The sequence below is a fragment of the Azospirillum sp. SYSU D00513 genome, assembly GCF_017356015.1.
GTDB lineage: Bacteria > Pseudomonadota > Alphaproteobacteria > Azospirillales > Azospirillaceae > Azospirillum.
In genome coordinates, this window is the sequence record NZ_JAFIQV010000010.1 from 57,297 (window position 1) to 76,920 (window position 19,624).

The 19,624-nt window shown below is 67.5% G+C and carries 20 protein-coding genes and 1 pseudogene; 4 read left to right on the top strand and 17 right to left on the bottom strand.

The genetic code is table 11. The features are described 5' to 3' along the window. Nucleotides 1-68: 68 nt before the first annotated feature. Nucleotides 69-680 carry an acyloxyacyl hydrolase gene (locus JUB11_RS09705; RefSeq protein WP_207458328.1) on the bottom strand — a complete coding sequence of 204 codons (612 nt, stop codon included), beginning with the start codon at nucleotides 678-680 and terminating at the stop codon, nucleotides 69-71. Nucleotides 681-1,118: 438 nt separating this feature from the next. Between JUB11_RS09705 and JUB11_RS09710 the strand changes: the two genes are divergently transcribed. Beyond that, nucleotides 1,119-1,985: a universal stress protein gene (locus JUB11_RS09710; protein WP_207458329.1), complete on the top strand. Its 867-nt coding sequence runs from the start codon at nucleotides 1,119-1,121 to the stop codon at nucleotides 1,983-1,985. Nucleotides 1,986-2,104: 119 nt separating this feature from the next. On the opposite strand, the gene JUB11_RS09715 is transcribed toward JUB11_RS09710, so the two are convergent. The 3 genes from JUB11_RS09715 to folK form a co-directional block, all read right to left on the bottom strand. Then, nucleotides 2,105-4,270 (bottom strand): methyl-accepting chemotaxis protein, encoded by a 2,166-nt coding sequence (locus JUB11_RS09715; RefSeq protein ID WP_207458330.1) that lies wholly within the window; start codon nucleotides 4,268-4,270, stop codon nucleotides 2,105-2,107. A gap of 250 nt (nucleotides 4,271-4,520) precedes the next feature. Beyond that, a complete protein-coding gene (locus tag JUB11_RS09720; RefSeq protein ID WP_207458331.1) occupies nucleotides 4,521-4,679 on the bottom strand; it encodes a hypothetical protein in 159 nt (52 codons plus the stop codon). A gap of 197 nt (nucleotides 4,680-4,876) precedes the next feature. After that, a complete protein-coding gene (gene folK, locus JUB11_RS09725; protein WP_247886956.1) occupies nucleotides 4,877-5,437 on the bottom strand; it encodes a 2-amino-4-hydroxy-6-hydroxymethyldihydropteridine diphosphokinase in 561 nt (186 codons plus the stop codon). A gap of 180 nt (nucleotides 5,438-5,617) precedes the next feature. On the opposite strand from folK, the gene JUB11_RS09730 reads away from it, so the two are divergent. Further along, entirely contained in the window at nucleotides 5,618-6,064 is a 447-nt protein-coding gene (locus tag JUB11_RS09730) for a hypothetical protein (RefSeq protein WP_207458332.1), read from the top strand. A 105-nt stretch (nucleotides 6,065-6,169) separates the two neighbouring features. Next, nucleotides 6,170-6,631: pseudogene (locus tag JUB11_RS09735) on the top strand (carbon monoxide dehydrogenase subunit G); the annotation flags it as partial. Between the two features lie 409 nt (nucleotides 6,632-7,040). On the opposite strand, the gene JUB11_RS09740 reads toward JUB11_RS09735, so the two are convergent. Then, nucleotides 7,041-7,238, bottom strand: coding sequence for a hypothetical protein (locus tag JUB11_RS09740; protein ID WP_207458333.1), 198 nt, complete (start codon nucleotides 7,236-7,238; stop codon nucleotides 7,041-7,043). Nucleotides 7,239-7,708: 470 nt separating this feature from the next. Further along, nucleotides 7,709-10,366 carry an aminopeptidase N gene (gene pepN, locus JUB11_RS09745; RefSeq protein WP_207458334.1) on the bottom strand — a complete coding sequence of 886 codons (2,658 nt, stop codon included), beginning with the start codon at nucleotides 10,364-10,366 and terminating at the stop codon, nucleotides 7,709-7,711. A gap of 206 nt (nucleotides 10,367-10,572) precedes the next feature. On the opposite strand from pepN, the gene JUB11_RS09750 reads away from it, so the two are divergent. Continuing rightward, the gene (locus tag JUB11_RS09750; RefSeq protein WP_207458335.1) at nucleotides 10,573-11,577 is read left to right on the top strand and encodes a 2-hydroxyacid dehydrogenase; all 1,005 of its coding nucleotides are present in this window, start codon (nucleotides 10,573-10,575) and stop codon (nucleotides 11,575-11,577) included. A 13-nt stretch (nucleotides 11,578-11,590) separates the two neighbouring features. On the opposite strand, the gene JUB11_RS09755 is transcribed toward JUB11_RS09750, so the two are convergent. From JUB11_RS09755 to JUB11_RS09805, 11 genes are all read right to left on the bottom strand, one after another. After that, nucleotides 11,591-12,013 (bottom strand): GNAT family N-acetyltransferase, encoded by a 423-nt coding sequence (locus tag JUB11_RS09755; RefSeq protein WP_207458336.1) that lies wholly within the window; start codon nucleotides 12,011-12,013, stop codon nucleotides 11,591-11,593. A 35-nt stretch (nucleotides 12,014-12,048) separates the two neighbouring features. After that, nucleotides 12,049-12,426 carry a type II toxin-antitoxin system MqsA family antitoxin gene (locus JUB11_RS09760; protein WP_207458337.1) on the bottom strand — a complete coding sequence of 126 codons (378 nt, stop codon included), beginning with the start codon at nucleotides 12,424-12,426 and terminating at the stop codon, nucleotides 12,049-12,051. Continuing rightward, nucleotides 12,419-12,676 carry a BrnT family toxin gene (locus JUB11_RS09765; protein WP_207458338.1) on the bottom strand — a complete coding sequence of 86 codons (258 nt, stop codon included), beginning with the start codon at nucleotides 12,674-12,676 and terminating at the stop codon, nucleotides 12,419-12,421. Before JUB11_RS09765 ends, JUB11_RS09760 begins: the two co-directional genes overlap by 8 nt. Before the next feature lie 150 nt (nucleotides 12,677-12,826). Beyond that, the gene (locus JUB11_RS09770) at nucleotides 12,827-13,168 is read right to left on the bottom strand and encodes an iron-sulfur cluster assembly accessory protein (protein ID WP_207458339.1); all 342 of its coding nucleotides are present in this window, start codon (nucleotides 13,166-13,168) and stop codon (nucleotides 12,827-12,829) included. Between the two features lie 15 nt (nucleotides 13,169-13,183). Then, nucleotides 13,184-13,561 (bottom strand): iron-sulfur cluster assembly protein, encoded by a 378-nt coding sequence (locus JUB11_RS09775; protein ID WP_207458340.1) that lies wholly within the window; start codon nucleotides 13,559-13,561, stop codon nucleotides 13,184-13,186. Between the two features lie 30 nt (nucleotides 13,562-13,591). Then, nucleotides 13,592-14,068, bottom strand: a complete 477-nt coding sequence (gene sufU / locus JUB11_RS09780; protein WP_207458341.1) for a Fe-S cluster assembly sulfur transfer protein SufU — start codon at nucleotides 14,066-14,068, stop codon at nucleotides 13,592-13,594. Continuing rightward, the gene (locus JUB11_RS09785; protein WP_207458342.1) at nucleotides 14,065-15,342 is read right to left on the bottom strand and encodes a cysteine desulfurase; all 1,278 of its coding nucleotides are present in this window, start codon (nucleotides 15,340-15,342) and stop codon (nucleotides 14,065-14,067) included. The genes sufU and JUB11_RS09785 overlap by 4 nt, the downstream gene beginning before the upstream one ends. A gap of 40 nt (nucleotides 15,343-15,382) precedes the next feature. After that, nucleotides 15,383-16,723, bottom strand: a complete 1,341-nt coding sequence (gene sufD, locus JUB11_RS09790; protein WP_207458343.1) for a Fe-S cluster assembly protein SufD — start codon at nucleotides 16,721-16,723, stop codon at nucleotides 15,383-15,385. Between the two features lie 4 nt (nucleotides 16,724-16,727). Beyond that, on the bottom strand, nucleotides 16,728-17,480 hold the full coding sequence (gene sufC, locus JUB11_RS09795) for a Fe-S cluster assembly ATPase SufC (protein WP_207458344.1): 753 nt from the start codon (nucleotides 17,478-17,480) through the stop codon (nucleotides 16,728-16,730). Between the two features lie 33 nt (nucleotides 17,481-17,513). Further along, a complete protein-coding gene (gene sufB, locus JUB11_RS09800) occupies nucleotides 17,514-18,998 on the bottom strand; it encodes a Fe-S cluster assembly protein SufB (protein ID WP_207458345.1) in 1,485 nt (494 codons plus the stop codon). A 49-nt stretch (nucleotides 18,999-19,047) separates the two neighbouring features. Continuing rightward, a complete protein-coding gene (locus JUB11_RS09805) occupies nucleotides 19,048-19,533 on the bottom strand; it encodes an SUF system Fe-S cluster assembly regulator (RefSeq protein WP_207458346.1) in 486 nt (161 codons plus the stop codon). Nucleotides 19,534-19,624 lie beyond the last annotated feature (91 nt).

Below are 19,624 nucleotides of genomic sequence, written 5' to 3' on the forward strand. Positions count from 1 at the left end.
GGCAATGTGGGGAAACTACAGCAAAACACCATTAAACTCAGGTTAAGGCCGAGCGACGAAAAGCAGCGTCAATCACCGAGGAACGCGCTGAAGGGCATGCGGTAGTAGAGGCCGAGGACCTTTGTCGAGCCGCCGTCGATCGGGCCGACGCCGCTGGTGCTGAGGCGGCTGTAGGCGAGGCTGAAGCGGGACTGGTCCTCGAACTCGTAACCGAGTTCGAGCTGCGACCGGAGCTGCACCGCCCCACCCCGGTCGCGGTCGGTCTGCGGCAGCAGGCTCGCCCCGATGCTGGGGGTGAAGACGAAGGAGCCGACCGGCACGTCGATGAGGACGCCGCCCATGCCCTGCACGGTCCCGTCGGTCGTCTCGGGGCCGAAGCCGACCCAGGAATGAACGGACAGATAGGGCTCCAGCCCCGGCAGCAGCGACGAGCCCACGCGGACCTTGTTCTGCAGGTTGGACACGGTGGTCTCCAGCTCGGTTTCGCCGAGATAGGCCTGGGCGCCGATCTTCCAGTTCCCCGGTCCCTCGCCGCCCCATTCCTGCGCGGCCCTGCCGGCCAGGGCGCCGCCCGGGTAGAAGCTGCCGGCCGGAACGCCGCTCTGGGCCAGCGCCGGGACGCCGTGCAGGAGAAGTGCGGCAAATGCCAGAGTGGCTGGTCCCCAGGGTTGGCGGCGCATGGCGAGCTACTCCCGGTCAGGCTGTGCGGCATGGCCGCGATCGTCACATAGGAAGCAGATGGGAACGCATGTGCAGGGGTCGCAAGATGCGTTTCAGAGCTACTACCTTGAAATCAAAGGCTTATCATAACCTGCGCCGGGCGCCCGGGCGAAGAAGCCTGATGGCCTTACCACCCCTGGGCCGATCCCCGCACAGCCCCGCCGCAGGCACCCAACGCGCCACAGGGCTTCCTGTTCCGAAGTGGGGCGCGGCTATCTCCGTTTGTCAGCGAGGGACACAATCCGGATTATGGGCAGTACTGAAAGTCGAACTGTTTCGTTAGCCGGCCTTGGGCTAGGATGATGGGTGCGGGTCCATGGGATGCGCCGTCCAAAAGCGCTCCGGAACGGCTGAGCCGGGCCATGGCACCCCGGGCCACGGACCAAGGGAGGACGCCCATGACGATCAAGACCATCCTCGTTCCCCTCCGCGGGGCAGCGGAGGACCGGGCCGCGCTGAACGCCGCCTTCTCGGTGGCCCGCGCCTTCGAGGCCCATGTCGAGGCGCTCTTCGTGACCGTCGATCCGCGCGACACGGTCCCCCTCCTCGGAGAGGGGATGTCCGGAGCCATGGTGGACGAGATCATGCGCGCGGCGGAGGACGACTCCCACACCCATCTGGCCCGGGCGCACCGGATGTTCGAGGAGGCGGTCCGTGACGCCTCCATCCCGTTCCAGGCCATGCCGCCCGGACGGGAAGGGCCGAGCGCGCGCTTCCGCGAGACGGCCGGACGGATGGAGGAGGTCGTTCCGGCGGAGGCGCGCTATTTCGACCTGATGCTCTTCGTCCACTGCCCGGTGGCGGAGAACCCTCAAGGCTTCACGGTCATGGAGTCCGCGCTGCTGAGCGCCGGGCGCCCGCTGCTGCTGGTGCCGAAATCGCCGCCGGAGACGATCGGCCGCACGGTCGCGGTCGCCTGGAACGGAAACCGGGAGTCGGCGCGCGTGGCCTGCGCGGCGATGCCCTTCCTGCGCGACGCGGAAACGGTGCATGTGCTGACCGCCGAGACCTCCGCCACGCGGGCCGCGGCAGGTGCGCGATTCTCCGAACATCTCGCCTGGCACGGGATCCAGGCCCCGCTCACCGTCGTGGCGCCAAACGGAGGCTCGGTCGGACGGGCGCTCGTGGACCGGGCGGCGGCGCTGGGTGCCGACCTGCTGGTGATGGGCGGCTACGGCCACGGCCGCATGCGCGAGATGATCCTGGGCGGCGTGACCCGCGACGTGCTCGGCCACGGCGGCCTGCCGGTGCTGCTGGCGCACTGACGGTACAGTGACGGCCCGGCGCCAGCCGGAAGGGGAAACATGGAATGAAGAAGGGGACCTTGCCGTGGCAAGGTCCCCTTCTTTCCGTGCCCGGTGGCCGGCCTTGCGCCGGTCCCGCGTCAGGAGGCGCGCACTTCCCGCAGGAAGTCGTCCACCTGCTCGTTCAGCAGCTTGGCCTGGCTGGCGAGCTGCTCCGACGCGCTCAGCACCTCGCTGGCGGCGCTGCCGGCGTCGGACGCGGTGACGGTCACCCGCTCCACGCTCTGCGACACGCGATTGGTGCCGCCCGATGCCTCGGACAGGTTGCGGGCGATCTCGTCGGTGGCGGCGCGCTGCTGCTCGACGGCCGAAGCGATGCCGGCGACGATCGAGTCGATCTGCTGGATCGTGCCGCCGATGCCCTGGATCGCGCCGACCGCGTTGTCGGTCGCCGTCTGCATGCTGCCGATCTGGGCCGAGATCTCCTCGGTGGCCTTGGCCGTCTGGTTGGCCAGGCTCTTCACCTCGCTGGCCACGACGGCGAAGCCCTTGCCGGCGTCGCCCGCGCGCGCCGCCTCGATGGTCGCGTTCAGCGCCAGCAGGTTGGTCTGGCTGGCGATGTCCGAGATCAGCTTGACCACGTCGCCGATGCGGCCGGCGGCATCGTTCAGGCTGCGCATCGTCTGATCGGTGCGGCGCGCCTCCGAGACCGCCTGGGCGGCGATGCCCGAGGAGTCGCTCGCCTGCCGCCCGATTTCGGCGATGGAGGCCGACAGCTCATGCGCGGCGGCGGCGGCCTGGTCGACGTTGGCCGAGGCCTGGCCCGACGCGGCGGCGGCCTCGCTCGCCTGCTGGCTCGTCTCCTGGGCGACCTGGGCCATGCTGGAGGCGGTGTGCTGCATCTTGCCCGAGGCGCCGGACACCTGCTCGACCGAACGCTTCACGCGGCTTTCGAACTGTTCGGCCAAGGCGAGCATCGCCTGCCGGCGTTCCTCGGCGGCGCGGCGGCGCTCCTCCTCGGTGCGGGCGTTGGCGGCCTCGACCTCGGCGGCCGTGTCGCGGAAGACGATCAGCGTCTCGGCCATCTGGGCGATCTCGTCACGCCCGCCGGTGGGGATGGCGACGCCGAGGTTGCCGCTGGCGATCTGGGCCATGCTCTCCTTCAGGGTGAGCAGGCGGCGGACCACGTTCCGGCCGATGTAGAGCCAGACGATGAGGATCGAGAGCAGGACGCTCACGCCGGCGACGGCGATCTGGATCGTCGTGCTGCGGTCGAGCAGTGCCGCGGTGTCGGTGGCGGCGGCCTCGACCTCGCTCTCCTGCTTGCGCACCATGTCCGAGATCAGCCCGGAGAGGCGCCCGGAAAGAGCATGGTTGCTCTCGATCAGGGCGGCGGCGCGCGCGATGACCTCGAGCTCCTTGCCGCGGGTGACGACGAGGTTGTCGGGGCCGGTGGCCGCCCGTTCCAGGACGCCGACCGGCCCTTCCAGCGAGGCGGCGGTCTTGCCGGGGGTCTGCTCGGCGGCGCCCTTCATGCGGCCGACCATCAGCATCAGGTTGCTTTCGATGATGGTGATCCGCTCTGACGTGGGCGCGTACTGCGATTCGAGCAGCAGGTTGCGCATCAGCGTCGCCTGTTCGAGCGTCTCGCGCACCGGAGCATAGGATTCGGTGGAGGCATTGATCAGCTTGCCGGCCGAGCGCATGGCCTCGATGTCCGAGGCCTCGTCCAGGAGGGTCGTCTTCGCGTGGCCCATCTCCGATTCGTGCACGCTGCGCCAGGGCGAGGTGATCGACTGGACGCGCGAATAGGCCTGGATCACCTCGGGCACGAGCTTGCCGTAGACGGCGGTCAGCTTCACGCGCTCGGCGGCGATCTGGTCGAGCTGCACGAGGTTGCCGATCAGCTCCTCCGACGCGGTGGCGATGATGGCGCCCTGTTCGGCGTTCAGGCTCTGCAGGCCGAGGATGTAGGCCTCGAACTCCATGCGCTCGCTGCTCAGGCTGGCCGACACCCGCTGGTGCTCCATGGCCGTCTCCACGGCCTGGAGGGCCGGTGCCAGCGCCACGAGGCGTTCGGCCTTCTGCGCCACGCGCAGGGCGCGGTTCATCGCGGGGACCGCGTCGCCGGTGATCGAGCCGAGCGTGGTTCCGAAATTCCGGTAGCCGCTCACCGACACGACGCCAGCCACCAGCGTGCCCGACAGGATCGCCGCGATGGCCAGGAAAAGCCGCCCCTGAAGGCCGAAGGAGACACGGACGGGCAGGGAGCTGCCTTTGGCAGCCGGTGACGGGTGGTCGGACATAATCCCTCCAAGGGAATCTTCTTTTCTTCTGAAAAATTACCCGCCCAAAACTTAACAGTTTCCTACCGAAACAATAAAAACTTCAGAAATCCGTAGTACCAATGAAGCTAAAGTTTTACTCAAACAACCCCGCGCGTCGGGCGAACAGAAACGGCCGCGCCGGTCCAAGGACCGGGCGGCGCATCCCAAGAGAAGGTTGTAGGAACGAAAGGTTTTCCGCGCAATCCGTGCTGCGGAAACCTCGCCCCGGTCAGGCGGCGATCCGCTCCTTGCGGGCGCGATGGCCGTCGCGAAGCCTTTCGAACAGCCGTTCCACCTGTTCACGGCTTACGCCGTCGCGCTGCATGAGGACGAGGACCAGGGGATCGTTCAGGAGTTCCGACAGCGTCGAATCCGTCTTGTAGTCCATGTGGCCCTCCGTTCCAGCGAATGCGTGATCTGCCGGTGCTCGTTGGTTGTTGCCCGATTGCGGGAATCAGCAATTATGTTGCTGGTTAAGGCATCTCGTCACGAACGCATTGGCGAGAGGCCGAAAGACATAGGCGCTAAGCCTTTCAGAAGTGGAATGGTGCGCCCGCCGAGACAGCCAGGGCGGAAGCGAACCCCTTACGGCGCGGCGCCCTTCAACCGGTCGGCATGGAAGACCACGCTGTCCTGGCCAGGCACCTCGGCGAGAAGCTCGGCGACGGTGCGGCCGAGCAGGGGATGCCGGACGTCCGCGGCGACATCGGCGAGCGGCCGCAGGACGAAGGCGCGTTCGGCGATGCGCGGGTGTGGGATTTCCAGATCCGGCGTCTGCAGCGTCAGCTCTTCATAGAGCAGCACGTCCACGTCGATGGGGCGCGGCCCGAAGCGCAAGCTGCCGAAGTCGCGGCCGAGCGCCGCCTCGATCGTCTTACAGAGCCGCAGCAACTCGTGCGGGCCGAGCGCGGTGCGCCCGCGCAGCGCCATGTTGAGAAAGGCCGGCTGGTCGGTGACGTACATCGGCGCCGTGTCGTAGACGGCCGAAAGCGCCTCCACGGTCACACCACCGGCCACGAGCCGTTCGATGGCCTCGGCGAGGTTGGCCTCCCGGTCGCCGAGGTTGCTGCCGAGCGCCAGCCAGACCGTCACCGCGCCGCCTTCGTTGGAACCGTCTTCGTTGGAAACACCGTCCTGCATGTTCATGCCCCGCTCCTCGTCCCGGTAAGCTTAAGATCAAGCCCAAGAATGGGTGGCGGCCCTTTTCACACGGACGGGCCGCCCGCGCCAAGCCCATCCGCTTGAAACCCATCCGTCCCATTCGCGGAACCGCAGGGCTTCGGTGGGGTTTGTCTCGATATGAGACTTTTCGATGGGAGACCGGTCATGCGGAAGCGGCGCGTCGTGCCGTTCCTTGTTCTCGGCGCCACGGCCGTCCTGCTCGCCGCCTGCGCGGGCGGGCCGGCCGCGGACATGGCCCAGCAGGCGCGAACCTCGCTGGTCGGAATGCCCAAGCAGGCGCTGCTGTCCTGCGCCGGCGTGCCGGACCGGCAGGCGGAGGCGGGCGGGCGCGAGTTCTACAGCTACGTACAGCGTCCGACCGGTGGCTATGGCGGCCCCTCGACCAGCATCGGCATCGGTGGGGGAAGCTCCAGCGGGATCGGGCTCGGGCTCGGTTTCGGCCTGCCGCTCGGCGGGGGCGGGGATTCGGGCTGCGAGGCTACCTTCACGCTGGAGAACGGGGTGGTGCGGCAGCTCGTCTACGCGCCGGACGCCTCGCTCTCCTCCTGCGCGCCCATCGTCCGGAACTGCATGCCGGCGGGCGCCCCCTGAGTCCCGGCGCGTGACCGATACTTCTTGGGGGGATGCCGCGCCGCGGTAAATGGCCTATCGTCGGGCCAAAGCCGCGCGAAAGCGGACATGAGGGAGGAAATCACCATGGACATGACCGGCAGCTACCGGATCGAGGCGCCGCGCGAGCGTGTGTGGGAGGCGCTGAACGATCCCGAGATCCTGCGCCAGTGCATCCCCGGCTGCGAGGAGGTGCAGAAGGTCTCCGACACTGAATTCACCGCGAAGGTGACGGCGAAGGTCGGGCCGGTCAGCGCCAAGTTCGCCGGCAAGGTGACACTTTCCGACCTGGATCCGCCGAACGGCTACACCATCACGGGCGAGGGGTCGGGCGGCGTCGCCGGCTTCGGCAAGGGCGGAGCGACCGTGAAGCTGGAGCCCGACGGCACCGGCACGCTGCTCGCCTACGCCGCCAACGCCAAGGTCGGCGGCAAGCTGGCCCAGATCGGCTCCCGCCTCGTGGACGCCACGGCCCGCAAGATGGCCGACGACTTCTTCGCCCGCTTTTCCGTCATCGTCGGCGGTCCCGCCCCGGCCCCGGAAGCGGCTCTGGCCGGCGCCGCCGTGGAAGCACCGCCGCCCGCTGCCGCCGCCCCGGCGCCGGGCGTCGTCACGGCCGCCTCGCCCGTGGCGGCATCCAGCGCCACTTCCGGTGCTGCATCCAGTGCTTCCCTGGCCGGTGCGGCCATGCAGGAACCGGCGCCCTACACCAGCAGCGTGAACCCGTCGGTATCCTCCGCCTCGACGTCCGGCCCCGCCACGGCGGCCATCAAGCCCGCCGTCGCCGAACCCCAGCCGGAAATCCCGCTGCCCCTTCCAACGGCGAGCGGCGGCCGTTCCTACCTCCCCTGGGCTGCGGCGGCTGCTGTGGTGGCACTGGTGGTGATCCTGGCGGTGGCGTGAGACAACCCATGTGTGCCTCTGCCCTGCTCGGGCAGAGGCATGTAAAATGGTGAGTTCAGTCCCGACGCGTCTTGGCGCGTTCCGCCGCGCGCCGGTCCAGCCGTTCGAACAAGGCGCGGCGGCCTTCCTCGCCGCTAACCAGAATGTATTCGCCGCGTTCGATTGCGGCTGCTCCGCGTTCTGAAATGGCATTGAGAACGTCGAGATCAGCATAATGCCGGTGTTTTACCGAGCGTGGATTTACCTTTTTCATGATTTACTCTGTGGACTCTGAGTTCTACGCCTTCGCGCTGGAAGATAGGTTTTCCTTCCAGAGCAGGGGCCCTGCGCAAAACAAACACCAGCCGTCACCCCCGCGAAGGCGCATAGGCGCTAACTTTTGCACATCGGCCCGGTTATCCGAAGCCTGCAATCTCCCTCGTCGTCATTCCCGCGAAAGCGGGAATCCAGTCCTTCCCAAAGCGGAACCGTTGGAAACCCTGGATCCCCGCGTCCGCGGGGATGACGGTGGAGGGGTGGTCGGAGGCTTGCTTCAATCAGTTAGCCGCTAAAGTTAACGCCTATGCGCTTTCGCGGGGATGACGAAGAAATACTTGTATCTCACTAGTTTGCGACTTGGGACATGTGCGCGCTCCATAGCGCCTTCGGGGCGACGACAGAAAAGTTGTTTCTTCTAACAACGTGTCGGAGCAAGAAGGCTTGCTCCGACTCCGCAGCTCTCCCTTACCCCGCCGAATCGAGGCTCTTGCTGGCGATCTCGAAGACATCGGGGGAAATGCCGGGCGTGCCGACGATGCGTTCCAGTTCGGCCTTCATCAGCGCGCGGCGGTCCTGGTCGTAGCGGCGGATGCGGGAGAACTGGCCCATCATGCGGGCGGCGACCTGGGGGTTCAGCCCGTCCAACGTCAGCACCTGGTCGGCGAGGAAGCGGTAGCCGGCGCCGCCGCGGTCGTGGAAGCGCACGGGGTTGCCACCGGCGAAGCCGCCGATCAGCGCGTAGACCTTGTTCGGGTTGCGGATCGAGAAGGCCGGGTGGCCGAGCAGCTCCTTCACCCGGTCCAGCGCGTCGGCGCGCGGCGACATGGCTTGCACGCCGAACCACTTGTCCATAACCAGCGCGTCGCCCTTCCAGCGCTCGTAGAAGGAGGCGATGGCCTCCTCCCGCTCCGGCGCGGCCGAGCCCGCGAGGAACTGCAGCGCCGCGATTACGTCGGTCATGGCGTGGGCGGTGCGGTACTGCTCCAGCGTCAGGGAAACGGCCTCCTCGTCCTCCAGCGCCATGAGGTAGGCGAGGCAGAGGTTCTTCAGCGACCGCTTGCCGATGGCCTCGGCGTTGATGGAGAAGGTCTCGTCTCCCCGGTTGGCATGGTAGCCGGCGAGCCACTGCGGGCGCAGCGCCTCGGCCAGCCGCCGGCGGGCGAACTCGCGCGCGGCGTGGATGGCGTCGGGATCGACGACGGCCATCTGGGTGCCGAGATAGCCCTCGCCCGGCAGGGTCAGGGCCTGGGCGGCGAAGGCCGGGTCGGCCTGCGCGTCCTTCAGGACGGCACCCACCGCGTCGATGAAGCCCTGCGGCAGTTCCAGCGAGCGCCCGGCCTGGGACTCGGCGATCAGCCCCAGCAGGATGCGGGTGGCGAGCGTCTGGCCGGCCTCCCAGCGGTTGAAGGCGTCGCTGTCATGGGCCATCAGGAAGGTGAGGTCGGCTTCCGACAGGTCGGCCTTCAGCTTCACCGGGGCGGAGAAGCCACGCAGCAGCGACGGCACCGGGCGGGCCGGCACGTCCACGAACTCGAACACCTCCTCCGCCCTGGCGAGCTGGAGCACGCGGCTGGTGCCCACGGCCGTGGCTTCGCCCTTCAGCCGCAGGGGCAGGTCGGCGCCGTCGGGGCCGAGCAGGCCCATGGCGACGGGGATCAGCATCGGCTGCTTGTCCGGCTGGCCCGGCGTCGGCGGCACGGTCTGGCGGATGGTGAGCCGGTAGGTCCTGGCGCCCTCGTCATAGACGCCGCTGGCGTCCAGCTCCGGCGTGCCGGCCTGTTTGTACCAGAGCTTGAAGTGCGAGAGGTCCACGCCGGTGGCGTCGCTCATCGCGGCGAGGAAATCGTCGGTGGTGACCGCCTGGCCATCGTGGCGCTCGAAATAGAGGTCCATCCCCTTGCGGAAGCCCTCGGCCCCCAGCAGGGTGTGGTACATGCGGATGACCTCGGCGCCCTTGTCGTAGACGGTCGGGGTGTAGAAGTTGTTGATCTCCACATAGCTTTCCGGGCGCACGGGGTGCGCCATGGCGCCCGCGTCCTCCTGGAACTGCACGGTGCGCAGCCGCTGCACGTCGGCGATGCGCTTCACCGGGCGGGAATGCATGTCGGAGGAGAATTCCTGGTCGCGGAAGACGGTCAGCCCCTCCTTCAGGGAGAGCTGGAACCAGTCGCGGCAGGTGACGCGGTTGCCCGTCCAGTTGTGGAAATACTCGTGCGCCACCACGGCCTCGATGCCCAGGAAATCCTGGTCGGTGGCCGTGTCCGGCTTCGCCAGCACGTATTTCGTGTTGAAGATGTTGAGCGACTTGTTCTCCATCGCCCCCATGTTGAAGTCGCCGACGGCGACGATGTTGAAGATGTCCAGGTCGTATTCGAGCCCGTACACCTCCTCGTCCCATTTCATCGACTTCTTCAGCGACTCCATGGCGTGATCGCAGCGGTCCTCGTTTCCCGGCTCCACATAGATGCGCAGGGTGACGTCGCGGCCGGACAGGGTGCGGAAACGGTCCTCGATGTGCCGCAGATCGCCGGCCACCAGCGCGAACAGGTAGCAGGGCTTCAGGAAGGGGTCCTCCCAGCGCGCCCAATGGCGTCCGTCCTCCAGTTCGCCGGATTCGGCGAGGTTGCCGTTCGACAGCAGGACCGGGTAGCGCGCCTTGTCCGCCGTGATGGTGGTGCTGTAGCGCGCCATCACGTCCGGCCGGTCGAGGAAATAGGTGATCTTGCGGAAACCCTCCGCCTCGCACTGGGTGCAGAAGTTGCCGGAGGACTTGTAGAGCCCTTCCAGCGCCGTGTTCTCCTGCGGCTTGATGCGGACGACCGTCTCCAGCGTGAAGCTCTCCGGCACCGAGGCCAGCGTCAGATGGTCGGGCGTGACGGTGTAGTCGGACGGGTCCAGCGTCCGGCCGTCCAGCGCCACGGACACCAGCTCCAGCCGTTGCCCGTCCAGCACCAGCGGCGCCGAGGCCGCGTCCTCCCGGTCCGGGTTGCGCCGCATGCCCAGCACGGCGCGCACCGTCGTGACCTCCTCGCCCAGGTCGAAATAAAGGTCGGCCGTCTCGATCACATGGGCGGTCGGGCGGTAGTCCTGGAGGCGGATGGCCCTCGGCGTGCCTTTGTCCATTGCGCTTTTCTCGTCTTGTTTGGTTGCCGGAGCTTAGCAACGGCGGGGGAGGGCCGTCGCTTGCCGGAAAGGGGTATGCGGATTAGATCGGGATTCCGCGGCGTTCGGCAAGATGGCCTCTCGATGCGGCTTTCTTGATCCAGGTCAGGGCGCCGCGTCACCGCCGAAGGGCATCCTGCGCCGGCCGCCAAGGGAGCACAGCACCGATGCACGTCACCGTCTTCAGCACCAAGCCCTACGACCACCGCTTCCTGGAGGCGGAGAACGCTGACGGGCGGCACCGCTTCACCTTCCTCGACGCGCGCCTGTCCGAGGGGACGGCGCGGCTGGCTGCCGGGAGCGAGGCGGTCTGCGCCTTCGTCAACGACGAACTGAACGCGGGCGTGCTGGAGGTTCTGCGGCGGGAGGGGGTGCGGCTGGTCGCGCTGCGCTGCGCCGGCTTCAACAACGTGGACCTGCCCGCCGCCCGCCGCCTCGGCATATCCGTGGCGCGCGTGCCCGCCTATTCGCCCCACGCCGTGGCCGAGCACACGCTGGCCCTGATCCTGGCGCTGAACCGCAAGATCCACCGCGCCTACAACCGCGTGCGGGAGGGCAACTTCGCGCTGGAGGGGCTGCTGGGCTTCGACCTGCACGGCAAGACGGTGGGCATCGTCGGCACCGGCAAGATCGGCGAGGTGGTCGCGCGCATCCTCGCCGGCTTCGGCTGCCGGCTGCTCGCCCACGACGCCTACCGGAACGAGGTCTGCGAGAGCCTGGGCGTGCGCTACGTGACCATGGAGGAGCTGCTGGAGCAGTCGCACATCGTCACGCTGCACTGCCCGCTGACCCCCGACACCCGACACATGATTGACGCGGCGGCGCTGGAGCGCATGCGCCCCGGCGCCATGCTGGTCAACACCAGCCGCGGCGCCATCATCGACACGCCCGCCGTGCTGCGCGCGCTGAAATCCGGCCGGCTCGGCGGGCTGGCGCTCGACGTGTACGAGGAAGAGGCGGACCTCTTCTTCGAGGACCTGTCGGCCCGCGCCATCAAGGACGACGTCTTCGCCCGCCTGCTGACCTTCCCCAACGTGCTGGTCACCGGCCATCAGGCCTTCTTCACCGAGGAGGCCCTGCACGGCATCGCCGGGACCACGCTCGCCAACATCGACGCCTTCGAGCGCGACGGCCAGCCGCTGCACGCGGTGTCGGTGGAGCGGCTGGCGTAGAGGGAGGTGGAGGTCAGAGAGGCTTCTTCAGGAAGAAGCGCCGGTGGCCGACCGGGAAGTCGTCGATGGTCCCGAAGACGGTGTAGCCGAGCTTCTCGTAGAAGCCGCGGGCCTGGAAGCTGAAGGTGTCGAGCCAGACGCCATGGCACCCCCGCGCCCGCGCCTCGGCCTCGGCGCGCCGCATCATGTCCCGGCCGACGCCGGCGCCCCGCAGCGTCTCGGGCACGAAGAGGAGTTCCACGAACAGCCAGTCCAAGGCTGTCCGGCCCCAGAGCCCGCCCAGGATCTCCCCCGTCTCGGGGCTCGTCAGCAGTATGGCGAGCGGGCGTTCGTCCCGCGCGCCGGCCTGCTGGGCGTTGAAGGCCTTGAGGTGGCGGAGGATCGCGGCGCGGGCGTCCGGGTTGGGCGCGTCGGTGAGGGTCAGGTCGAAGCGCATCGGTCCGTCACGCGATGGAAAGCAATGCGGACCGATCAGGCGGCGACGTCGGCCACCACGGCGGCCACCAGATCGGGGTTCCGCTCGATCACATGCAAGAGAGTGCGGGTGGCAGGCTCCGGTTGATAACGTCCCTGTTCCCAATCGCGCAGGGTGCCGAGCGGAAAGCCGAAGCGTTGCGCGAACTCCCGCTGGTTCAGGCCGAGCTTCGCCCGGATACCGCGCACCGAAACACCGCCGTCCGGATGCACCACCCGGATCGCGGAGGGGGGCACATCCGACAGGTCGGGCGTGGCGTCGGGGTTCTCGGCAATCTGCCGGGCGATGTCCTCGTCGGTCATCGCGTCGATCGCGGACCAGTCCACGGCTGCCAGCGCGGCCTTCTCCCGTTCCGTCAGAGGACGTTCAGCCATAGATCCTGACCTCCTTCGCGTTGGCCTTCCGCAGGGAAATTACATGGCGCCAACCGTAACGTGGGGCGTAGGTGCAGGTGAACAAGCGGCTGTTGAGATAGCCGAACGCGTTGATACGCACCTCGCCGTATGCAAAACGGGTGTCTTCCCATTCAACGGTCAGACCGTCGAAAATGAGACTGGCGAGATCGAAGCTGACCTTATGCTTTTCGACGTTGCTCTGGTACTTCGCCTCGTCCCAGCAGAACACTTCGGTATCCTCGTGCCAACCCCTTCAGGCTACGGGCAGTCCGTACTACTGTCAACGCGAATGAATCGGGAATGTTCTCGTGAAGAGCGCCGGGCCGCGGTGACCGGGAGCATGCCAGTGGCCCCTTCCCGCCGGAAGGGGCGCGCCGTCTCACACGTGGAAGCTCTCGCCGCAGCCGCAACGGCCCTTTTCGTTCGGGTTCTTGAAGACGAAGCCGGTCTGGAACTTGTCGTCCACGTAATCCATCTCGCTGCCGAGCAGGAACATGACGGCGGTGCTGTCGATGATGACGGTGACGCCCTTGTCCTCGACGACCTCGTCGAACTTCATCTTCTCCTTGGCGTACTGCACGTCGTAGCTCATGCCCGAGCAGCCGCGGGCCTTGACGCCGATGCGCAGGCCGAGGATCTCGCCTTCCGGCGCCTTGGCCATCAGGGCCTTGATGCGCTCGGCGGCGGCGTCGGTGATGTTGAGGGCCTTGGGAAGAGCCATGGTCTTCTTGCCTCCTTAGAACATGTCCAGCTGCACCTGCGCGACCTCGGACATCATGTCCTGGCGCCAGGGCGGATCCCACACGACCTCGACCTTGCATTCCTTGACCCAGTCGACGGTCTCGACGGCCATCTGCACCTGGGCCGGCAGCTCGCCGGCGACCGGGCACATCGGGCTGGTCAGGGTCATGTCGATCTCGACCTTGGCGTCCTCGAGGATATCGACGCGGTAGATGAGCCCGAGTTCCCAGATGTCCACGGGGATTTCGGGGTCGTAGCAGGTCTTCACCGCGGCGATGATGTCCTCGCGCAGCTTGGCCTGCGGATCGTCATCGGCCACGGCCTGTGTTTCGTTCTGTGTCGTCTCGTCCGACATCGTCGTTCCATCCGGCATGGCGGTTGTCTCGTTCTCGGCCCCGAGGGCTCAGTCCTTGGTCTCGCTGGACGCCTTGTCCTCGCCGTCGATGGCGGCGCTCATGGCGTGCCAGGCGAGCGTGGCGCACTTGACGCGGACGGGGAACTGGCGCACCCCGGCCAGCACCTGGAGGCGCTCCATGGCCTCCTCGTCCACCGGCCCGTGGTCGCCGTGCTCGTGGTCTTCCTTGGTGCAGAGGTCGTGGAAGGTCTCGAAGAGCGCCTTCGCGTCGGCCTCCGTCTTGCCGCGCACGACCTCCGTCATCATGGAGGCGCTGGCGGTGGAGATGGCGCAGCCGCGGCCCTGGAAGGCCACGTCCTCGACCACCCCGTCCTTCAGTTTCAGGTAGACCATGAAGCGGTCCCCGCACATGGGGTTCTCGCCCTTGGCCTCGCGGTTGGCGTCCTCCGGATGGCGGAAGTTCCGGGGGTTCTTGCCGTGATCCAGAATGACTTCCTGATACAGCTCGCGCAGTTCGTCCATCATGCTCCGAAGAACTCCTTCACCGCCCTGACCGAGGAGACGAGCGCGTCCACCTCGGCGCGGGTGTTGTACAGCCCGAAGGAGGCGCGCGCCGAAGCACCCACCCCGAAACGTTCGCCCAGGGGCTCCGCGCAGTGACGGCCGACGCGGATGGCCACGCCATACTGGTCCACGATGGTGCCGATGTCGTGCGGGTGCACGCCGTCCAGCGTGAAGGAGATGATCGGCCCCTTGCCCGGCGCGGTGCCCAGGATGCGCAAGCCCTCGAGCTGGGAGAGCTGCTGGGTGGCGTATTTCAGCAGGTCGTCCTCATGCGCGGCGATCGCCTCGCGGCCCAGGCTCTCGACATAGTCGATGGCGGCACCCAGCCCGATCACCTCGGTGATCGGCGGGGTGCCCGCCTCGAACCGGGTGGGGGGCAGCTTGAAGGTCGTGCCCTCGAAGCTGACCGCCTCGATCATGTCGCCGCCGCCTTGGTAGGGGGGCATCTTCTTCAGCAGCTCGTACTTGCCGTAGAGCACGCCGAGACCGGTCGGGCCGTACAGCTTGTGGACCGTGAAGACGTAGAAGTCCGCGTCGATCTCCTGCACGTCCACCGGACGGTGCACCACCGCCTGGCTGCCGTCGAACAGCACCGGCACGCCGCGCTCGTGGGCCAGCCGGGCGATCTCCCGGGCCGGGGTCACCGTGCCCAGCACGTTGGAGCAGTGGGTGATCGCCACGAACTTCGTGCGGTCCGACAGCAGGCCGGCGTAGGCGTCGAGGTCGAAGACGCCCTCGTCGTCCACCGGCACGACCTTGATGACGATGCCCTTCTCGGCCTGGAGGAGCTGCCACGGAACGATGTTCGCGTGGTGCTCCATGACCGACAGGATGACCTCGTCGCCTTCCTTCAGGAAGGTCCGGCCGTAGCTGGAGGCGACGAGGTTGATCGCCTCGGTGGCGCTGCGGGTGAAGACGATGGTGTTGTCCGACGGCGCGTTCAGGAAACGCGCCACCTTGCCCCGCACGGCGTCGAACCGGTCGGTCGCCCGCTGCGACAGGAAATGCACGCCGCGATGGATGTTGGAGTAGTCCTCCTCCATGAAGCGGCTCATCGCCTCGATCACCTGGCGCGGCTTGTGGGCGCTGGCGCCGCTGTCGAGATAGACCAGCGGCTTGCCGGGCTTGCCCTTGCGCTCATGCACCAGCCGCGACAGCACGGGGAAATCCGCGCGCACGCGTTCCACGTCGTAGGAAAGCGCGTCGCTGTCACGGGTGCGGGTCAGTTCCACCATCTCGTCCTCTCCTGCCGGCTCTCTTCCGGGCCGGGCTTTCTTACCGCGACGCCATCCAGCCGGAGGCGATCTCCTGGAACGCCTCGCGCACCGTCTCGTCGGCGATCTCCTCGATGGCCTCGGCCAGGAAGGCGCCGATCAGCAGGCTGCGCGCCTGGTCCTTCTCGATGCCGCGGGCGCGCATGTAGAAGAGCGCGTCCTCGTCCAGCTCGCCGATGGTGGCGCCGTGGCTGCACTTCACGTCGTCGGCGTAGATCTCCAGCTCCGGCTTGCTGTCGATCTCGGCGTTGTCCGAGAGCAGCAGGGCGCGGTTGATCTGGTAGCCGTCGGTCTTCTGCGCGCCCGGACGCACCAGTATCTTGCCCTGGAACACCGCCCGAGCCGTGTCGTCGATGGCGCCCTTGTAGACCTCGCGGCTGGTGCCGTTCGGCTGGGCGTGGTCGATGAAGGTGCTGGTGTCGCAGTGCTGGCCGCCGCGCACCATGTAGGCGCCGCTGACATGGGTCGAGCTGTCGGTGCCGGCGAGGGTGCTGCGCACCTCGTTGCGGGACAGCCGGGCGCCGGTGGTCAGGATGAAGTTGTCGTAATGGCCGTTGGTGCCGACCGTGGCCGCCGCGTGCGAGAAGTGGAAGCTCTCCGTCCCCTCGCGCTGGACCTTGTAGTGGCGCACCGTCGCCTCGTCGGCGACGAAGACCTCCGCCACATGGTTGGCCAGGTCCGCACCCGTGCCGAAGCCGACATGGTGCTCGACCACGGTCACCCGCGCGCCCGTCCCGGCGACGATCAGCGTGCGCGGGTGGACGGCGGACGGGCGGTCGCCCGCCAGCGTGACGTGGACGATCTCGACCGGCTGCTCGACAGCGACGCCCTGCGGCACGTGCAGCAGCGGGCCGTCCGTCAGGAAGGCGGTGTTCAGCGCCACCAGCGGCAGGTCGTCCGGCTGGGCGAGGCGGCCGAGATGCTCGGCGACGAAGTCCGGCTTCGTGCGCAGCGCGTCGGCGAGGCTCAGCAGCTCCACGCCTTCCGGCAGGCCGGCGGTGGACGAAAGCTCGGCGTGGAAGCGCCCGTCGATGAAGACCAGCCGGGGGCCCTGCGCGCCCGCTGGCCGCACGGTCGGCAGCGTGTCGATGCCGGCGCGCGGGGTGGGGGAGGCCGGCTCGAAGCTCAGCTTATCGAGCGCCCGAAGGTTGGTGTACTTCCAGGTCTCGTTGCGCACGGTCGGAAAGCCGATCTCGGCGAAACGGTCGCGGCCCTGGCGGCGCAGCTCGGCCAGCCAGGCCAGCCCGGCGCCGGGCAACTCGCCCTGCAGCCGGTCGAACTGCTCGATGTAGGGGCGCGCCGTTTCCGGTGCCGCACCCCGAGCGGAAAAGGTAGTCGTCATGGCTTCAGGCCGCCTCGTTCGCGCCGAAATCCCGGTAACCGTTCTTCTCCAGCTCCACCGCCAGCTCCTTGCCGCCCGAACGGACGATGCGGCCGGCCGCCAGCACATGGACATGGTCGGGAACGATGTAGTCGAGCAGACGCTGGTAGTGGGTGATGACCAGCATGGAGCGCTCCGGCGAGCGGAGCGCGTTCACGCCTTCCGCCACGATGCGCAGGGCGTCGATGTCCAGGCCGCTGTCCGTCTCGTCGAGGATGGCGAACTTCGGCTCCAGCACGGCCATCTGAAGCGACTCGTTGCGCTTCTTCTCGCCGCCGGAGAAGCCGACGTTGACCGCGCGCTTCAGCATGTCGTCGCTCATGCCCAGCGCCTTGGTCTTCTCGCGGACCAGCTTCAGGAACTGCATGGCATCCAGCTCCTTCTCGCCGCGATGCTTGCGGAGCGCGTTGAGCGCCACCTTCAGGAAGGTCGTGTTGGCGACGCCGGGGATCTCCACCGGATACTGGAAGGCCAGGAACACGCCCTCGGCGGCGCGCTCCTCCGGCTCCATCTCCAGCAGGTCCTTGCCGTAGTAGGTCACCGAGCCCTCGGTGATCTCGTAGCCCTCACGCCCCGCCAGCAGGTAGGACAGGGTGCTCTTGCCGGCGCCGTTCGGCCCCATGATGGCGTGCACCTCGCCCGGGCGGATCGTCAGGTCGATGCCCCGCAGGATTTCCTTGCCGTCCACCGTGGCGTGCAGATTCTTGATCTCGATCATCTGTCTTCTTCCTTCACACTGTCCTGCGGCCGGTCAGCCGACGCTGCCTTCGAGGCTGATGCCCACGAGCTTTTGGGCTTCCACGGCGAATTCCATGGGGAGTTCCTTCAGGACCTCCTTGCAGAAGCCGTTGACGATCAGGGACACCGCGTCTTCCGCCGACAGGCCGCGCTGGCGGCAGTAGAAGAGCTGGTCCTCGCTGATCTTGGCGGTGGTCGCCTCGTGCTCGACGCGGGCGGAGCGGTTGCGGTTCTCGATGTAGGGAACCGTGTGGGCACCGCACTGGTCGCCGATCAGCAGGCTGTCGCACTGGGTGTGGTTGCGCGCACCCTCGGCCTTCGGCAGGATCTTCACCAGGCCGCGGTAGGTCTGGTCGGCGCGGCCGGCGGAGATGCCCTTCGACACGATGGTCGAGCGGGTGTTCTTGCCGATGTGGATCATCTTGGTGCCGGTGTCGGCCTGCTGGCGGTTATTGGTGATGGCGACCGAATAGAACTCGCCCACCGAATTGTCGCCCTGCAGGATGCAGCTCGGATACTTCCAGGTGATCGCCGAACCCGTCTCCACCTGCGTCCAGGAGATCTTGGAGTTCTTGCCGCGGCAGGCGCCGCGCTTGGTCACGAAGTTGTAGATGCCGCCGACACCTTCCTCGTTGCCCGGATACCAGTTCTGGACCGTCGAGTACTTGATGGTGGCGTCATCCAACGCCACCAGCTCGACGACGGCCGCGTGGAGCTGGTTCTCGTCGCGCTGGGGTGCGGTGCAGCCCTCGAGGTAGCTGACGTAGGAGCCCTCGTCGGCGATGATCAGCGTCCGCTCGAACTGGCCGGTGTTGGCCTGGTTGATGCGGAAATAGGTGGACAGCTCCATCGGGCAGCGCACGCCCTTGGGGATGTAGACGAAGCTGCCGTCCGTGAAGACCGCTGAGTTCAGCGTCGCGAAGTAGTTGTCGGTGTAGGGAACGACCGAACCGAGATACTTCTGAACGAGCTCCGGGCACTTGTGCACGGCTTCGGAGATCGCGCAGAAGATGATGCCCATCTCCTCCAGCTTGGCGCGGAAGGTGGTCGCGACCGACACGCTGTCGAACACGGCGTCCACGGCGATGGCCGGGCTCTTGCCCTCCGACCCCTCGACGCCGGCCAGGATTTCCTGCTCGCGCAGGGGGATGCCCAGCTTCTCGTAGGTCTTCAGCAGCTCGGGATCGACCTCGTCGAGCGACTTCGGCTTGTTCTTCTGCTTGGGCGCCGCGTAATAGTGGGCGTCCTGGTAGTCGATCGGGCCGTAGTTCAGCTTGGGCCAGTGCGGCTCCTCCATCCCCTGCCAGGCGCGGAACGCCTTCAGGCGCCATTCGAGCAGCCATTCAGGCTCCTCCTTCTTGGCGGAGATGAAGCGCACGGTGTCCTCGTTGAGGCCCTTCGGCGCCATGTCGGACTCGATGTCCGTGGTGAAGCCGTACTTGTACTTCTGCTCCGTGACGGCGCGGACCTGTTCGATGGTTTCCGGCGTGCCAGCCATGGTCTTTCGTCCCTTGCGGTAGATGCGTTCGTCGGTGGTGCGCGCCCTGTCAGGCGGCGTGTTGGGGTGTTCTGCCGGCCGTGCCGGAAACGGCCGCCTCGGCGGCCGGCGCGGCCCTCGGCATGCCCCAGGCCGGCGCCATCATGTCGGCGAGCGACACCTGCTCCAGGGCGCCGCGGATGGCGCTGTTGACCTTTTCCCAGCCGCCGCGCATGGGGCAGAGCCTCTCCACGTCGCATTGGCTGTCGGCGCCGTCCACGCAGGCGGTCAGCGCGATCGGTCCTTCCAGCGCCGTCACGATCTCGGCGATGGAGATCGCCTCGGCCGTCCGGCTCAGCGCGTAGCCGCCGGCGGCCCCCCGGTGCGAAACCGCGAGCCCGGAGGGCGTCAGCGACTTCATCAGCTTGGCGACCGTCGGAGCGGGCACGCCGGTGCGCTCGGCGATCTGGGCGACGGTGTGAACCGTGCCCGCCTGGCGCGCCATGTCGCTCATCACGACGATGGCATAATCGGTCAGCTTGCTCAGCCGGATCATGGCGGCTCCCATACAGGACCAAATTGGTACGGTATAGGTGGCGTGGCTCCGCCTAATGTCAAGCGAAACCGGGGCCGCTTTTCGCCGAAGG

Excerpts from the sequence above, each read along its gene's own strand:
- JUB11_RS09705 (WP_207458328.1), bottom strand. The coding sequence starts at position 680 with ATGCGCCGCCAACCCTGGGGACCAGCCACTCTGGCATTTGCCGCACTT.
- JUB11_RS09710 (WP_207458329.1), top strand. The coding sequence starts at position 1,119 with ATGACGATCAAGACCATCCTCGTTCCCCTCCGCGGGGCAGCGGAGGAC.
- JUB11_RS09715 (WP_207458330.1), bottom strand. The coding sequence starts at position 4,270 with ATGTCCGACCACCCGTCACCGGCTGCCAAAGGCAGCTCCCTGCCCGTC.
- JUB11_RS09720 (WP_207458331.1), bottom strand. The coding sequence starts at position 4,679 with ATGGACTACAAGACGGATTCGACGCTGTCGGAACTCCTGAACGATCCC.
- folK (WP_247886956.1), bottom strand. The coding sequence starts at position 5,437 with ATGAACATGCAGGACGGTGTTTCCAACGAAGACGGTTCCAACGAAGGC.
- JUB11_RS09730 (WP_207458332.1), top strand. The coding sequence starts at position 5,618 with ATGCGGAAGCGGCGCGTCGTGCCGTTCCTTGTTCTCGGCGCCACGGCC.
- JUB11_RS09740 (WP_207458333.1), bottom strand. The coding sequence starts at position 7,238 with ATGAAAAAGGTAAATCCACGCTCGGTAAAACACCGGCATTATGCTGAT.
- pepN (WP_207458334.1), bottom strand. The coding sequence starts at position 10,366 with ATGGACAAAGGCACGCCGAGGGCCATCCGCCTCCAGGACTACCGCCCG.
- JUB11_RS09750 (WP_207458335.1), top strand. The coding sequence starts at position 10,573 with ATGCACGTCACCGTCTTCAGCACCAAGCCCTACGACCACCGCTTCCTG.
- JUB11_RS09755 (WP_207458336.1), bottom strand. The coding sequence starts at position 12,013 with ATGCGCTTCGACCTGACCCTCACCGACGCGCCCAACCCGGACGCCCGC.
- JUB11_RS09760 (WP_207458337.1), bottom strand. The coding sequence starts at position 12,426 with ATGGCTGAACGTCCTCTGACGGAACGGGAGAAGGCCGCGCTGGCAGCC.
- JUB11_RS09770 (WP_207458339.1), bottom strand. The coding sequence starts at position 13,168 with ATGGCTCTTCCCAAGGCCCTCAACATCACCGACGCCGCCGCCGAGCGC.
- JUB11_RS09775 (WP_207458340.1), bottom strand. The coding sequence starts at position 13,561 with ATGCCGGATGGAACGACGATGTCGGACGAGACGACACAGAACGAAACA.
- sufU (WP_207458341.1), bottom strand. The coding sequence starts at position 14,068 with ATGATGGACGAACTGCGCGAGCTGTATCAGGAAGTCATTCTGGATCAC.
- JUB11_RS09785 (WP_207458342.1), bottom strand. The coding sequence starts at position 15,342 with ATGGTGGAACTGACCCGCACCCGTGACAGCGACGCGCTTTCCTACGAC.
- sufD (WP_207458343.1), bottom strand. The coding sequence starts at position 16,723 with ATGACGACTACCTTTTCCGCTCGGGGTGCGGCACCGGAAACGGCGCGC.
- sufC (WP_207458344.1), bottom strand. The coding sequence starts at position 17,480 with ATGATCGAGATCAAGAATCTGCACGCCACGGTGGACGGCAAGGAAATC.
- sufB (WP_207458345.1), bottom strand. The coding sequence starts at position 18,998 with ATGGCTGGCACGCCGGAAACCATCGAACAGGTCCGCGCCGTCACGGAG.
- JUB11_RS09805 (WP_207458346.1), bottom strand. The coding sequence starts at position 19,533 with ATGATCCGGCTGAGCAAGCTGACCGATTATGCCATCGTCGTGATGAGC.